The sequence below is a fragment of the Sphingomicrobium sp. genome (genome assembly GCA_036563485.1).
Taxonomy (GTDB): Bacteria; Pseudomonadota; Alphaproteobacteria; order Sphingomonadales; family Sphingomonadaceae; genus Sphingomicrobium.
This window is the reverse complement of sequence record DATCMI010000001.1, coordinates 793,351-807,290: the sequence shown is the minus strand read 5'-3', so window position 1 is coordinate 807,290 and position 13,940 is coordinate 793,351. Positions and strand designations below refer to the sequence as shown.

Genomic DNA, 13,940 nt, shown 5'->3' with positions numbered 1-13,940 from the left:
CGCCCGGCAACCTTGCCCCGCGCGGCAGCCCTCTCTAGATGGGCGGCCTTCCAGGCGCTTTCTTGAAATGCACCCGTCCGGGTGCGGCGGAGCGGTGGCCGAGTGGTCGAAGGCGCTCGCCTGGAAAGTGAGTATACGGCAAAACCGTATCGAGGGTTCGAATCCCTCCCGCTCCGCCAGCTTCCAATCTCATGATGTCTTACAACGTATCATTTTCAACATGATACGAATGACTTGACACGATGGACCGGCTCATGTGGTCCATTGCTGTTTCGCCAAATCCCACTTACAGTGGGGTAACGAATGGGGGAGCTTAGCGATGGGTCTAACGACGAAGCAGGCACAACATGCAAAACCCGGGCGTCATTCCGATGGTCGCGGTCTGTACTTGCTGGTCAAGCCTTCAGGCGCAAAATCATGGGTCTTGCGGGTCCAGCACGAGGGCAAGAGGCGCGACTACGGCATTGGCTCATTCGCAGCTGAGCCGGTTGAAACCGATCTGCCGATTTACCGGCGCAAGTCGCTCACGCTCACCGAGGCGCGGGAAAAGGCGCGTATTGGGCGTGAGCTCGCCAAGGCGGGGGAGAACCCCGCCGCACATTGGCGGGTCGAGCACGTCGTTACACCGACATTCGAGCAAGCAGCACGGGAATATCATCAGCAGGTCTCCAAGGGCTGGCGCAACGGCAAGCATGGCGCCCAGTGGCTGACGACGCTCGAGAATTATGTGTTTGCGCTGATCGGCGAAATGACCGTTGATCAGATTGACGCGGCCGACGTGCAGAAGGTCTTGCTACCCATCTGGCTCTCCAAGGCCGAGACGGCACGTCGAGTGAGGCAGCGCGTGGGCGTAGTTCTCGACTACGCGCACGGAAAGGGCTGGCGCGAGGCGGAAGCCCCCATCCGGGCGGTCAACAAGCTGATGGGCGGGATCAAGCAGCCTAAGGGCCGGAACTTCGCCGCTATGCCTTATGCGGACCTCCCGGCATTCATGGAGCAGCTCCGCACTGGTGAATCATCAGTCGGGCGCCTGGCGCTTCAATTCCATATTCTCACGGCAGCGCGATCGAATGAGGTCAGGGGCGCAACGTGGCAGGAAATTGATGTGGAGGCCGGCGAATGGAGGATCCCCGCAGAGCGCATGAAGGCAGGCCGGCTGCACATCATCCCGCTTGTGCCGGCCGTGGCTGAGATTCTGAAGCTTGCGAAGGAACGTAGCCGAGGACGGATGGATGATCCCGTTTTCCCGGGACTAAAGCGACAGCCGCTTAGTGATGCCACCATGGGCAAAGTTCTTCGTATCGCGGGCGGTGGTGACTTTACGGTTCACGGCTTCCGCAGCTCGTTCCGCGACTGGGCTGCCGAAACTGGCTTCGCAGATGCGTGGGCCGAAGCTGCGCTGGCACACGGGAACCCAGACAAAGTTGAGGCTGCTTACAAGCGGACCACCTACTATGCCGAACGCCGCGACAAGCTGATGCCGGCCTGGGCGTGCTACGTCCTCTCCGATCGGAGCAACGTTGTAGCGCTCGCTGAGAAGCGAGCATGATAGCGAAAATTGACCGCAAGCCTCACGGCAGGGGCGGGTTCAAAGAGCTCTCCTTCGATGAAGCGTTCGACCACGCCGTTGAGGAAGCAGAAATTGCCGAAGAGTTGCAGGGCCCCCTCACCGACGTTGAGCGCGGCCTCCTAGCAGAAGCCCGAAAGTCGTTGGCTAACAGGCTTACGCCGGCGTTCCGTCAATCATCTGGCCCGTTCAAAAGCATGGTCCGAAGAGAGGCCAAAGCCTGGATGTCTCAGCATGGGGGTGCGATGCCTAACATCAGCGAGTTCATCCGGCACTTCCAATCGAGTGCAGGGCCTCCTAGGGCCTGCATCGCCTGACTACCCTCGCCAGGCCCCCCATGAATAAAGATGACGGGGAGCCCCCTGCTGACCCCGGCGACCCTGTACCAGAGCTCCACCCCATCAGTGGTGCGCACGTGATGCTCTCCGGCGGATGAACCGGGAGCGGACGCAGCCATCAGCGCAATTAAGAAAGGTAGGAGAAACAGGCGCACCGCAGCCTCCCTGGCAGTCGAACCGCTTTGGTACGTACAGTCCCTCGGACGCGACTGCCAACTGGCTTTTGTGGCGTCCACGCCAGCTATACAGGACGATCGCGGCTTATGTCCGCTTTCCACCCATTCTGTACGTTAGCGCCAGTTAGCGGGGGCGGAACCTATCGGCGTATTTGCAGCTATACGGAAGTGCCCGTGTTCTACTTCCACTTGCACAACGACGTTGATGCTGAGGACCACGAGGGCAAGGAGTTCCCCGACCTCGCGGCTGCTGGTGAGTTGCGCGGTTTTAACGCTACGGGTTTGGAACGGCAGCAACGCCATTAACCCATGTAAGTTGTGTTGCCATGTCGAACGATGCCGCACGCTTCCGGGAACGGCCAAAGACATGTCGACGGTTGGCCGAAGACGCGCGCAGTCCAGCTGATCGGGTCGAACTCAACCACATCGCTGACGAACTCGAGGACGAAGCCTAGAAGCCTGACCGCGAGGAAGGCTAGGCCTGTTGGGTCATCGGCATTGAGAAAAACCCGTGCTCAGAGCGGGAGCTCTCCAGTGCCCTCTGTTGCCGACTCGCTAGGCTCGGGGAGGACCAACCAGCGCCCGGGGTTTGCTGCCGCAAGTTAAGGCGCGGTCGCATCAGAAGCGTACCGCCGACTCTTAAGGAGCTCGCCATGACTGTAATGCTGGGCAGGAACGAAACGCCGACTGGTCTGCCGACTGAAGAAGGCTTGCCCGCATTGCCGGGCTGGTTCCGGGCGGTGTGCAGCAGAAACAACTGCAGGAAGTGCAGCGAGCGCTCAACGAGAAGGGCTTCATGGTCACTACCACTGAAGACCTCTTCAATTGGGCCCGAACTGGCTCCCTTTGGTGGATGACTTTCGGCCTAGCGTGCTGCGCCGTAGAGCTGATTCACACCAACATGCCTAGGTATGACTTAGAGCGGTTCGGATCGGCACCCCGGGCAAGCCCCCGGCAGTCCGACGTGATGATCGTCGCGGGCACGCTCGTGAACAAGATGGCTGCGCCGTTCCGCAGGGTTTACGATCAGATGAGCGAGCCACGTTACGTGATCTCAATGGGCAGCTGCGCCAATGGCGGTGGCTACTATCATTACAGCTATTCTGTGGTGCGGGGCTGCGACCGCATCGTCCCCGTTGACGTCTATGTGCCAGGGTGCCCGCCAACACCCGAAGCTTTGCTTTACGGCATCATGACACTTCAGCGAAAAATCCGACGCGAAGGCACGATCGAGCGGTGAGTGACTAACGTCTGCTTCCCACCCCTGTCCGGACGTAAGCGGCTTGGTCTGCTTTCGACCCATTGCGGACATGCGAGACTGAGCGCGTTCCAGTCAACGTGGGTGCGAAGCCGGTGCATCGATCACTCTAAGTGATTTTGTTTGATGGTATTCCGTGTCGCCGATGCCCATGTGGGCAACATCGCAGAGCGGTAACTGCTTAGACGACCCGGGGCGTCGCTCGTCGCTTCTGCATCTATGGGATTCAATCGAAATGACCGTGCAGCCGAAGCGCCTTCAGGCAAACCGTTTTGTCGATGACACAGGGCATGCGTGGCCGCCGTTACCCCCATATGAGACCGGCCTTAGAAGCAGGTGTCCTCGATGCGGGAAGGGGCGACTCTTTGATGGCTTTCTGAAGCTGCGTGAGGATTGCGAGGTCTGTGGCCTCGATTACTCGTATGCCGATCCCGCAGACGGTCCAGCCATCTTTGTGCAGTTGTTCGCGTGCGTTCCCGGCGTGTTGTTCATGATCTTGCTTGAGATCATCAAGAGCCCGCCGCTTTGGGTGCACTTGTTCGTCAGCCTGCCCATCGTCGTGCTCAGCACGCTTGGACCGTTGCGCCCGATCAAGGGCTGGCTCGTTGCAAGCCAGTTCTTTCATGAAGCGCGGGAAGGGCAGATCGTCGGCTAGCGTCTGCTTTCCACCCATTGGGCATCAGCGGCTTAGGTCCGCTTTCGACCCCATAGCAGACACTACGTTCGGGTGTCGTGGCCCTCGCGATAGGCCCTGCGACCCATCGTGTGTCCGACAACAATCAGGACAATGCCGGACGCGAGAAATAACCAATCCCAGATGGATTGTCCGAGCGCTTGGATGACGTGGTGAAGGTTGAGAATGTGGTGGTCAATGATGCCTTCAATGAGATTGAACCAGCCCCAACCGGCGAGCATGTAGCCGACCAGTCCGATACCAGTAGGACGGACGTCGATGTGCCGGTTCACGGCTTTCCAGAGAAGAGCAACGCCGACAAGGGTCGCCAGCCAAGTCACGGCGTGAAACAGCCCATCAGCCGTCATGTTGGTCTTCATGTTGGCCATATTGTCCAGCGGCAACTTCGCTGAAAGCATCGCGTGAACCTGCAAGATCTGATGGAGCAGGATTCCATCGAAAAAGCCGCCGAGGCCAATGCCCAGCATGATACCTGCTGGGGCGACTGACAGTCTAGAAGCGCTGTAGTCTGCCATCATTTGTCTCCCGGTCGCGCGAACAGCGCTCCCCCTAATCAACTGGTTTCGAGTGTCCGCTTTCCACCCGAAGCAGACGCGGTTGAGAAGAGCAGACTTAGCTGTCTGACGACGAAGGTTGCCGAGAAGTGAGGTCGAATCGGTTGCCATCGGCAAGAACGTGAACCGCGATATTGTGCATCGCCAAAGTGACGTCGGTCTTCGCGTCGCCGACATTTGAGTATGTCGATCGGCTTCCGTCCACGATGTAAACCGCGCCCTCGCCGATCACACTGAGTGAGCGCCCTTCAACGACCGCGGCGGTATTCTCGTCGATCCCCATTCCCAGCATTCGCGGGTTGTGGGCTACGGCGCCGATGAGCCGGCCGAAGCGCCCCCGTTCGGCGAAGTGCTGGTCAACGATGACATCGGCAATAAGGCCAAGGCCGGGTGCCATGCTGAGATCGCCGATCCTGTGCGTTTCCCGGTTGGTGCCGCGAACGAGCATCGTTTCGCTCATCACCGAGGCCCCAGCCGAAGTGCCCGCGACGAGGCCGCCGCGCTCGAATAGCGCGCGCACTTTCGCTTCGATGCCTGTGTCGCCGATTTGGCTGGTGATGCGCAGCTGGTCGCCGCCCGAAAAGAAGATGCCCGCGGCATCGTCGAGGACTTGCAGCTTTTCACGATCCCAGGCTTCTCCCCGGTCCTCGAGATAGAGTTCAACCAGCTCGCCGATCCCCAGGTCGGCGAAGGCATTTTGATATTCCTCGAAATAGCCTGCCGGCTGTCGGCTCGCGACCGTAGCGAGCACGAGCTTCCCCTTTTTCACATGCCGGGCGACCTCCTTGAGGATCAAGCGGTCACCTTGCGGATCACGGTCCTCGTGGCCGCCAATGATGATCAGGCAGCCCTTCCGCTCTTTATCGTTCATTGCATTCTTCTTGCTTGCTGAGCCAGGCACTCGGCTCGTCCATGTCGCTAGTCATGATGGCGACTGCGAAGTGGCTGCTGTTGTGGTGCCAACCTAACTGGCCGTCGGCGCGGATGACGATCGCGCCACCGTCCCCGTCCTTGCCTCCGACGACCGGCAGGAGATCGAGCGCTCGAGTGCTCGCAACTTCCGGGCCGAGATCGTCGATGCCGCCCATGATCCGTGCCGCGGCACCGACTCGAATGATGCTTTCGCCGTCTCCCGAAAGCGAAACACCGCCGACGCCATTCTGTGCGTAGAAGCCTGCGCCGGCGAGCGGGCTGTCACCCACCCGGCCTACGCGCTTGCCGGGCAGGCCCCCGGTTGAGGTGCCCGCGGCGATATTGCCGTCCAAGTCCAAGGCCACGGCGCCGACCGTGTCATGCTCCGCAGCAGCGCGCGGCGTGTCCTTGAGATATTCGTCGCTTGCAAACTCGGCGCCGCATTCCCTGGCGAAGAGGCTCGCGCCATCACCGACGAGCAGCACTTCGCGTTCGCGCAGCAGCGCTCGGGCCACGCGAACCGGATTCCGGACGTTGCGGATCGCTCCCACCGCGCCAACGCTAAGGTCGCTTCCATCCATCAGTCCTGAAGACATCTCGATTTCGCCAGCCTCGTTGAGGCAGGAGCCGCGCCCTGCATTGAAGACGGGCAAATCTTCGAGCACGCGGATCGCCGCCTCGACCGCGTCAAGCGCACTACCCCCGTCCTCCAGGATTTTTGCACCGACGGTCGCAGCCGCTGCGATCCCGGAGCGGTTGTCCTGCTCCTCGTCTCGCTCGATGTGCTTGGCTCCGCCGTGGACGATGAGCGCCCAGTGCTTCTGACCATGACTTTCGTTCATTCGGCAGCGATCACGTGCGCGTGCCGGTCCGTAGGCGATGCCACCTTCTCAAACTCGTTCACTTGCGCCCAGCAGGCAAAGACATCCGTCGGCGTGATCACGACGAGGTCGCCCGGTGCTGCGGCCATCAGCGCGGCGGCGGTTGACTCCGACTCGCCTGCGATCAGGTGCATTGCCGCCGCCGACGCGCCAGCCTCCAAAGCGCCCTTGCGCAACAGGTTCATGATCTGGCCGCGAGGCCGGCCGCGCGTATAGGGGTCCTCACGGAAGATGATCTCATCGAATATGCCGCCGGCGATGCGGCCAAGCTCGACTATGTCTTCGTCGCGGCGATCGCCGGCAATGGAAACGGCACCGATCGTGTGCTTGTAGCGGTGTCGTAGCCCGTTGATGACTTCGCCGAGAGCGGTGAGCCCGGCCGCATTATGTGCATAATCCACGATCACTCTGAAGCCGTGGGCGTCATGCACATTGAGACGACCCGGGTTCTGCTCGAAGCTCGATTGGAACGTTGCGAGCGCGGATCGAATGGTGACCAACGGCACGCGATGGGCCACCGCGATAGCAATAGCCGCCATCGCGTTCGCGATGTTGAATGTCGCCATTCCATGTAGGGTTGCGGGAATATCACCCGCCTTCATCACGACTTGGCGCTGATATTCTTCGTACAACACGATGGTGCCGCCCTCAGGGCCGGCTTCTCGCACAACCGCGGCACCGCCCTCCTCGATGTGGCGGCGTAACTGCGGCGACATGTCCGCTCCGCTTTTCAGCGAGAACCAGGTAATGCTTCCGCCCGCGCGGCGCGCCATCCGCACGCAAAGGGGATCATCGGCGTTGAGAACCGACGTGCCTCGGGGTCGAACGGTTTCGACCACAAGCGATTTCACGTTCGCGAGGTCCTCAATCGTCTCGACCCCTTTTAGGCCGAGGTGGTCGGCAGAGATGTTGAGCACGGCTCCAATGTCCGCCTCGTCATATCCAAGACCTTCACGAAGTATGCCGCCGCGGGCGGTTTCCAGCACGGCCACGTCGACGGTGGGGTCCCGCAGTATCATGCGAGCGCTCTTAGGCCCGGTCATGTCTCCCTCGGCAACCAGGACGTCATTGACATAGATGCCCGTCGTTGAAGTGAGACCGACGGTGCAGCCGGTATACCGAAGAACGTGCTTCAGCATTCTAGCGGTCGTTGACTTCCCATTAGTGCCGGTGATGCCAACAATTGGGATGCGGCTTCGCGAGCCGCGCGGGTAAAGCATCGCAATTACGGGACGGGCGACATCACGCGGCGCGCCTTCCGATGGTTCAAGGTGCATCCGGAACCCCGGTGCCGCATTCACCTCGATGATACCGCCGCCGGTTTCGCGTACGGACTGGGTGATGTCGGGGCAGATGAAGTCGATACCCGCGATATCCAGGCCGATGATGGCAGCCGCGCGGCGTGCGATTTCCGCATTGTCGAAGTGGATCTCGTTCGTGCGGTCGATCGCCGTGCCCCCGGTCGACAGGTTGGCGGTTGCTCGCAACATGACGACATCGCCGGCCGTCGGAACGCTGTCGGGGGTGAGCCCCGATCTAGCGATATACTCGCGTACATGTTCGTCGATCCTGATCCGGGTCATCACTTTCTCGTGACCCTCGCCCCGGCGCGGATCACGGTTCACGATCTCGACCAACTCGGCAATTGAATGGATCCCGTCGCCGATGACGTGAGCAGGCACGCGTTCGGCAACCGCGACCAGCTTGCCGCCTATGACGAGGATGCGGTGATCGCGACCGGCGAATAGCTGTTCGACTATAACCTGTCGGCCATGTTCCCGGGCAAGCTTGAAGCCGAACCGAAGTTGCTCTTCGTCCGAAATGCCGATCGTAATTCCGCGCCCGTGATTACCGTCGAGCGGTTTGGTCACGAGCGGGAAGCCGATGCGTCGCGCCTGAGGCAGGATGTCCTCGAGCTTGCGTCCGACAACACCCTGCGGGACCGGGATTCCGCTGCTGCCGAGAAGCGCCTTGGTGAGATTTTTATCGCTTGCGATATCGGCGGCGATGAACGGCGTCTGTCCGGTAATACTTGCGCGTATCCGTTTCTGGTACTTACCGTGACCGAGCTGGATCAGACTTCCCTCGTTCAGCCGCATGACGGGAATGTCGCGGCGGCGCGCTTCGTCGACCAGGGCTTGAGTCGTTGGGCCATAGGCCGAACGACTGACCAGACGGCGCAGCTCGGCGAGCCGACCTTCGAGGTCGAAGGTTCCATCCAGTTGATAGACACGGTCCAGCTTCTCGATCCCCGCAAGTTCTTCGGGAAGAAGAGTATTGACGAGTTCCAGCGCGACGCGGCCTGCCATGAGAGCCACGTCCTCGTACCGATAAGCGAACATGATGTTGTAGACGCCGGGCCTGCCTTTGACCGACCTGGTCTTGCCGCGGCAAACGCGCGGGCCGACGAGGGTTTGTAGTTCCAGCGCGACATGCTCGGCCACGTGCCCAAGCCATGTGCCCTGAACCAATCGAGACACGAATCCACCGTGCTTCTTCAAGCTGCAATGGTGCCGCTCGAGGCCCGGAAGCAGTTTCAGGAGACGCTCAGAAAAGCCGTCGATCTGGTTCGACGGCGAAGCCTCGAGTTTCCCGAGATCGAGCATGACCCGGACCATGGGCGTGAGGCTGTAATAGTGCGGGCCGCGATAGACCCCCACTTCCAACACACGCATTGGCCGCTCGATCAGCCGAGCTTCTGCGGGACTTTCGCTCGCGGAGAACAGGTTTCGGGGCTCCTGGTCAGAGGTCATCAGTGACAAGCCCGCCGAGCAAAGCCCCGGGTGAGGTGGTAGCGCACAAAGTTTTCATCCGGATGCGCAACCTCGATCAGAGCAATCGGCTGCGAAATTTGATGCAGGTTAGGAAGACGCTTGATGAGGATGCGCGTCGGCACAGAGCAGTCGTTGACGATCGAGTTCGGCTTTAAGACGCGGGTCCGCGCGTCGGGTGCCGTCCGCATGCGGCGTACTGAAGAGACCGGCTTCCGCGTGCCGAGAGTCATCCCAACCGGGAAAGGCTGTAATTGGATAGAGGCAGATGCCCTCGACGGGTACACCCGCGCGGCGAGCGTCTCGGACCTCTTCGCAGACATAGTGGAACCAGGCGCTTCGCGCGGACCCTTCGGCCCCCGTCTCGGACATGAATACTGGCTTCTGAAATCGCGAATGCGCCTCCGCAAGCATGTCGGACAGCGGCCGAAACTCATGGTGGCCGAGTGGAATAGTCGAGCCGCCGTCGATCCACTGATTGTCGGGGTAGAAGTTGAACCCGAGAGCGTCGACGGCCCAACTGCCACCGCCGAGCTCGGGGGCCGTCTTCCCTAGCAACATGTCATAAGCTTCGAATTGCCCGAGCCGCTGCTCTTCCGCGGCGACGCGATCCTCGGGCGCTGAACTGCGCGGGACGATGTTGATCAGCGGCTCGGCCCAGCACAGGCGGACGTCTGGGTCGGCAGTGCGCGCAGCTTTCGCCGCGGTCAAAGCAGCATGGACGAGGCGCTTTTTAAGCCAACCGCGCTTCTCCTGCTGCAGCCTCGGGAAATATCCGGTGTTCACCGCCCAGGTGAAGTAAGAGATTTCGTTCATAGGACAGAAGATTGCCGGCTTACCCGTCACTTGGCGGTGCAGTTTGGCAGCGGCTGCGGCGAACCGACCGAAGGCCTCGACAAAGCCGTCACTTGCGAGCTGCAGATGATCGGGGAAGCCGTAGTGGCAAAGGTCCCAGACGACCTCTACTCCGGCTGCTTCCGCGGCGGTGAGCATCGGCAGCCAGCTCGACCAATCGTAAGTGGCTGGGTTCGCTTCGACTAGATGCCAGCGCAGACCGTCCCTGAGAGAAGTCAGGCCGAGCTTGGCACAACCGCGGTAATCTTCCAGGGCGCACCCTTCGTGACCAGTGCTCCGGATCAGGTCGAGGCGGAGGCCGTCGGCACGGCGATGAGACGCACACTCGAAGCCTGCCATGAAGAAGCTGCCGAAGAGAGTTGCTCCAAACACGAGGCTTCCATCTGTGATGTCGCTGCTGCTGCAGGCGACCTAGACGGCGCGACCGGGCCGGACACCAACCTATTTGAGTCAAAATTGCGCGTTCGGCCCCCGGTCGAGTAGACGCGTATGCGAGAGAACGCTCCGGGAACTCGCTGTCGTGTGTCCGGTGTCGACGCAATTCGCCCATCGGCGGATTAGGTCTGCTTTCGACGCGTTGGGACACACACTCTTCATGCCAGTTGGCCCTTATGGCCACGGCGCACCTCGTCCACGGCTTCCTCGGCGTTGGTAAGACCACCTTCGCAAAGCGGCTGGAGCGAAGCCTTCCTGCAGTCCGCTTCAGTCATGACGAGTGGATGGTGCGCTTCTACGGGACTGATCCGCCTGCGGATCTTTTCGAGCATCATTCACGAGCGGTCACCGAACAGATCGACCTCCTTTGGCCGCGATGTCTCGAGCTCGGCGTGGACGTGGTGCTCGACGTAGGCTTCTGGTCTCGGAAGGAGCGCGACCAAGCCAAAGCAAGAGCGAGAGCACGCGGTGCCGACGTCTTGCTCGATCGCCTCAACTGTCCGGAACATGTGGCGCGGACACGTCTCAGGATCCGCAACGAGAACTTGGACGGCAGTCTGCTAATCACCGATGCGACGTACGACTTGCTCAGAATGCGCTTTGAACCGCTCACGCCAGATGAGGAGCGACAGGAAGTGGACGGTTAGGTCTGCTTTCCAGCTATTGAGGACATAACCGAAAACTCAATCGAGTCGGTGCTGCACCTCGTCAATGTACGCTGCCAAGAGAGCATAGCGTTCTGCCAAGCGACGGTGAGGCGCTTTCGCGGCATGACTGGCGGCCGCCTCGGCGGCAGCCGTCTCTTGGGTCGCCCGCTTCTTGAAGTAGCTCGCATCGGACTCGTGTCCGCGTAGCAGCCTCTTCATGAGAGCTCTCTTCCGGTCATCGGCTTTCCAGCGCCTCGGCGCGCGAGGATAATCTCCTTCTGTTCGGCCAGCGTAGTTAGCTCGCGCCGCTGCTGCGGGTCGGTGGTCTCGTTGATCGCCTTCCGCAGCTGGTAAATGTCGGCTTCGATCACCCAATCGAACATACCACCTACCTGTCGAGCCAGCGATGCCGCCGTTCTCGTTCAAGTTCACTAACTTATCCAAGGTTCAGACGGGCCCTGACGAGCCGGGGCAGCGCCGTGACGGCGGCGAGCGCGATTGCTGACGCGCCGGCGGCCGTGACGACAGCGCGTAGATGAAGATGGTCCGTTCGCCTTGAAAGAAGCTCGGCGCTGCGCGGTTAACTGATTGAAGTTAGTGCAACTTGTCGCTCCGACAGCAAAAGGGTCCGCCACGTCGGTCGAGGAACAGCTCGATGCCCAGCAGTCGCGGTTTGCCCAGCAGCGCTCTCGGAAAGGGCAATGGTGAGCCATCGGCCGTCCGATTGGCCGAGCACTTAGGATCGACACCGGCAATCACGCGGACTTTTCTGCGTCGGCCGCTGTGACCGCTCCTCTCGTTTCCGTCGTCGTGCCGGTGTTCAACCGCCGGTCTGTGATCCGAGAAGCAATAGCTAGCCTGGTCGGGCAAACCCTTAAGAGCACTGAAATTATCATCGTCGACGATGGATCAAGCGACGGGTCGGCCGAAGCGGCGGACCGCGCCGCGGCTGGTCGCGCACGAATCATCGTTCATTCCGCGAACCGGGGTATCCCGGCAGCGCGCAACACCGGCTTGGAGGCGGCGCGCGGCCGTTACGTCGCGTGGCTTGATAGCGACGACGTCGCGCGGCCGCGGAGGCTCGAGCGGCAAGTGAAATATCTGGAGCAACATCAGGACATTGCCCTGGTGGGCTCGGGCGCAGGGCGCATGACCGCCACTGGCGGCAGAAAGCTGGGAGCACGAATTCCGTTCCGCGCGCACGAGACGCTGACGGCTTCCCTGCTGTTCCGCTCCCCGTTTCAGCAATCGTCAATCACCGGGCGCGCCGAGATTCTTAAAGCCTATGAATACCGCGCCGAGTTCCCGGTCTGCGAAGACCTCGATATGTTCATCCGCCTATCTCGCAGGCAGCGATTGGCGAACCTGCCGCAGGTACTCATCGATCGCCGCATCCACTCGGGTCAGATAGGCAGGGCGGAGAGCGGCTTGGTGCGAGACCGCAAGAGGTTGCTGCTCTCCGATCTGGTGCGAGAACTGGACATCGAACCAACTGCCGATGAACTCGACAAGCACATCAACCTCGGCAACCCCAAGAAGAGCCCGCCGCCGCCAGAATTCATGGAGTGGGCAGAACAATGGATTCGCCATTTGGCGGCCTCGAATGCACGCACGGGGCGATACGACGAGCGCGCATTTGCAACGGTCTGCGCTCGAACCTGGATTGCTGCCGCTATCGCGGCAATCGCAAGAGGAGGTTTATTGCGGACCAGCCGTTACTTGTGCAGGTCACCACTAACCTCAGGCTTAAACGCGGACTTGGCGAAATGGAGCGCTTCAGTGGTGGCTGGCCTCGCTGCCTGACACGGATCGCGGGTCGTTCCCCGGAGCGCGACGCGCCAATGCAACAGAACTAGTTTCAAAAAGCGGCTGAGGCCGAATGGCACCCGAACGGCGGCAGAGGACGCCTTCGGCTGGCCAAGCGGAGGTCTGTCGAACTACCAAGGGAAATGCTGTCACCTCGAACTATTGTTACACTTAAGAGACCCAACGAGTTTCCAGACGGGACCGCCCCCAGTCATAGCCGAGAGCTGGGGACGCACCGGCTCCCGGCTTAGTGGCTAAGCCGGCCAAAGCTGACCTGTGACGATGGTGCCAATGCGACGAAACCCTCAGCGCGCCCCAGCGTCAGGATTCCCACCAATTCCGGACTCGGGCGGGGAGCGGCGGCGAACGTTTCGATGAGAGGACCCTAGTAAGGTCCGAACTTAATCGCACCGGTCGCGAGCAGGATGATGCCGACGACCAGCACAGCGATTGCGGCGTACGCAAACAATTTCACCGCGGATGATTTGCTGCGCGGTTCCTGCCCATTGTGAAGTCCCTGACCATGCCTGTTTTCAGCCATTCAAATGTCCTTTCGACGTGCTAACCGACAGGCGCCCCGGCGAGTTGCACCCGTGGCTCTTAGGATTCCTGCTTTGGCAGCATCCGAGGGGCCCTGGCGCCTGCAGTCAGGCGGTGGCTGAACCAAGAGGTAGATTAGATGATCGGCCCGGCCGTTCGGCGCCGACTTCGATGCGACGCATGCGCGGACGTTCCTGGCCTTCTGCGGAGACTGGGCAATGTCCTCAGTGCGAAGGCCTTTGCTGGCTTGCAGTCATCTGCTTACCTTCGCCGTCGCGGCTCCAATGGGATTGCTCACAAGCAAGTTGGTGAACGGGTCGAAGCGCAACAGGAGCTAATGTCCGCTTTCCACCCTTTCCGGATGTTAGGCGGCTGACGTCTGCTCTCGGCCCGTTGCCGACATAATCCGCTCCACATGCTTGCCGGCGAATTCCGCGAGTGCGATAATCGCGCGGTGAACGGTTCGCGCGGCGTCAATGAAGGGCTATTGGTCACTCAAGCGGGCT

At 60.9% G+C, this 13,940-nt stretch carries 13 protein-coding genes and 1 tRNA gene; 7 read left to right on the top strand and 7 right to left on the bottom strand.

Annotated elements, in window-relative coordinates; translation table 11 throughout:
• Positions 1-88 precede the first annotated feature (88 nt).
• The 5 genes from VIL42_04195 to VIL42_04175 all read left to right on the top strand — a co-directional run bounded on the left by VIL42_04195 (position 89) and on the right by VIL42_04175 (position 3,994).
• A tRNA-Ser gene (locus VIL42_04195) sits at positions 89-179 on the top strand.
• Positions 180-319: 140 nt separating this feature from the next.
• On the top strand, positions 320-1,549 hold the full coding sequence (locus tag VIL42_04190; protein ID HEY8592049.1) for an integrase arm-type DNA-binding domain-containing protein: 1,230 nt from the start codon (positions 320-322) through the stop codon (positions 1,547-1,549).
• Positions 1,546-1,884 carry a hypothetical protein gene (locus VIL42_04185; GenBank protein ID HEY8592048.1) on the top strand — a complete coding sequence of 113 codons (339 nt, stop codon included), beginning with the start codon at positions 1,546-1,548 and terminating at the stop codon, positions 1,882-1,884. Before VIL42_04190 ends, VIL42_04185 begins: the two co-directional genes overlap by 4 nt.
• Positions 1,885-2,808: 924 nt before the next feature.
• Positions 2,809-3,321, top strand: coding sequence for an NADH-quinone oxidoreductase subunit B family protein (locus tag VIL42_04180; protein HEY8592047.1), 513 nt, complete (start codon positions 2,809-2,811; stop codon positions 3,319-3,321).
• A 253-nt stretch (positions 3,322-3,574) separates the two neighbouring features.
• Positions 3,575-3,994 (top strand): DUF983 domain-containing protein, encoded by a 420-nt coding sequence (locus VIL42_04175; protein HEY8592046.1) that lies wholly within the window; start codon positions 3,575-3,577, stop codon positions 3,992-3,994.
• A gap of 62 nt (positions 3,995-4,056) precedes the next feature.
• Here VIL42_04175 and VIL42_04170 read toward each other — a convergent pair whose 3' ends face one another.
• The 5 genes from VIL42_04170 to VIL42_04150 all read right to left on the bottom strand — a co-directional run bounded on the left by VIL42_04170 (position 4,057) and on the right by VIL42_04150 (position 10,345).
• Positions 4,057-4,500: a DUF2243 domain-containing protein gene (locus tag VIL42_04170; protein HEY8592045.1), complete on the bottom strand. Its 444-nt coding sequence runs from the start codon at positions 4,498-4,500 to the stop codon at positions 4,057-4,059.
• A gap of 145 nt (positions 4,501-4,645) precedes the next feature.
• Positions 4,646-5,458: a cyanophycinase gene (locus VIL42_04165; GenBank protein ID HEY8592044.1), complete on the bottom strand. Its 813-nt coding sequence runs from the start codon at positions 5,456-5,458 to the stop codon at positions 4,646-4,648.
• The gene (locus VIL42_04160; protein ID HEY8592043.1) at positions 5,448-6,341 is read right to left on the bottom strand and encodes an isoaspartyl peptidase/L-asparaginase family protein; all 894 of its coding nucleotides are present in this window, start codon (positions 6,339-6,341) and stop codon (positions 5,448-5,450) included. The genes VIL42_04165 and VIL42_04160 overlap by 11 nt, the downstream gene beginning before the upstream one ends.
• Positions 6,338-9,133: a cyanophycin synthetase gene (cphA, locus tag VIL42_04155; protein ID HEY8592042.1), complete on the bottom strand. Its 2,796-nt coding sequence runs from the start codon at positions 9,131-9,133 to the stop codon at positions 6,338-6,340. Before cphA ends, VIL42_04160 begins: the two co-directional genes overlap by 4 nt.
• A gap of 108 nt (positions 9,134-9,241) precedes the next feature.
• A complete protein-coding gene (locus tag VIL42_04150) occupies positions 9,242-10,345 on the bottom strand; it encodes a hypothetical protein (GenBank protein HEY8592041.1) in 1,104 nt (367 codons plus the stop codon).
• Positions 10,346-10,617: 272 nt separating this feature from the next.
• On the opposite strand from VIL42_04150, the gene VIL42_04145 reads away from it, so the two are divergent.
• A complete protein-coding gene (locus VIL42_04145) occupies positions 10,618-11,088 on the top strand; it encodes an AAA family ATPase (protein ID HEY8592040.1) in 471 nt (156 codons plus the stop codon).
• 215 nt (positions 11,089-11,303) lie between these two features.
• Here the strand turns inward: VIL42_04145 and VIL42_04140 are convergent, their stop codons facing one another.
• Complete coding sequence (locus tag VIL42_04140; protein ID HEY8592039.1) at positions 11,304-11,471, bottom strand: hypothetical protein; 168 nt, start codon at positions 11,469-11,471, stop codon at positions 11,304-11,306.
• A gap of 400 nt (positions 11,472-11,871) precedes the next feature.
• Here VIL42_04140 and VIL42_04135 point away from each other — a divergent pair, with 400 nt between their 5' ends.
• Positions 11,872-12,891, top strand: a complete 1,020-nt coding sequence (locus VIL42_04135; GenBank protein ID HEY8592038.1) for a glycosyltransferase family 2 protein — start codon at positions 11,872-11,874, stop codon at positions 12,889-12,891.
• Between the two features lie 388 nt (positions 12,892-13,279).
• On the opposite strand, the gene VIL42_04130 is transcribed toward VIL42_04135, so the two are convergent.
• Positions 13,280-13,435, bottom strand: coding sequence for a hypothetical protein (locus tag VIL42_04130; GenBank protein ID HEY8592037.1), 156 nt, complete (start codon positions 13,433-13,435; stop codon positions 13,280-13,282).
• Positions 13,436-13,940 lie beyond the last annotated feature (505 nt).

Bases quoted from the DNA above. Each gene is read 5' to 3' on its own strand.
- VIL42_04140 (HEY8592039.1), bottom strand. From the start codon at position 11,471: ATGTTCGATTGGGTGATCGAAGCCGACATTTACCAGCTGCGGAAGGCG.
- VIL42_04185 (HEY8592048.1), top strand. From the start codon at position 1,546: ATGATAGCGAAAATTGACCGCAAGCCTCACGGCAGGGGCGGGTTCAAA.
- VIL42_04170 (HEY8592045.1), bottom strand. From the start codon at position 4,500: ATGCTGGGCATTGGCCTCGGCGGCTTTTTCGATGGAATCCTGCTCCAT.
- VIL42_04145 (HEY8592040.1), top strand. From the start codon at position 10,618: ATGGCCACGGCGCACCTCGTCCACGGCTTCCTCGGCGTTGGTAAGACC.
- VIL42_04165 (HEY8592044.1), bottom strand. From the start codon at position 5,458: ATGAACGATAAAGAGCGGAAGGGCTGCCTGATCATCATTGGCGGCCAC.
- VIL42_04190 (HEY8592049.1), top strand. From the start codon at position 320: ATGGGTCTAACGACGAAGCAGGCACAACATGCAAAACCCGGGCGTCAT.
- VIL42_04130 (HEY8592037.1), bottom strand. From the start codon at position 13,435: ATGGCTGAAAACAGGCATGGTCAGGGACTTCACAATGGGCAGGAACCG.
- VIL42_04150 (HEY8592041.1), bottom strand. From the start codon at position 10,345: ATGGCAGGCTTCGAGTGTGCGTCTCATCGCCGTGCCGACGGCCTCCGC.
- VIL42_04175 (HEY8592046.1), top strand. From the start codon at position 3,575: ATGACCGTGCAGCCGAAGCGCCTTCAGGCAAACCGTTTTGTCGATGAC.
- VIL42_04160 (HEY8592043.1), bottom strand. From the start codon at position 6,341: ATGAACGAAAGTCATGGTCAGAAGCACTGGGCGCTCATCGTCCACGGC.
- cphA (HEY8592042.1), bottom strand. From the start codon at position 9,133: ATGACCTCTGACCAGGAGCCCCGAAACCTGTTCTCCGCGAGCGAAAGT.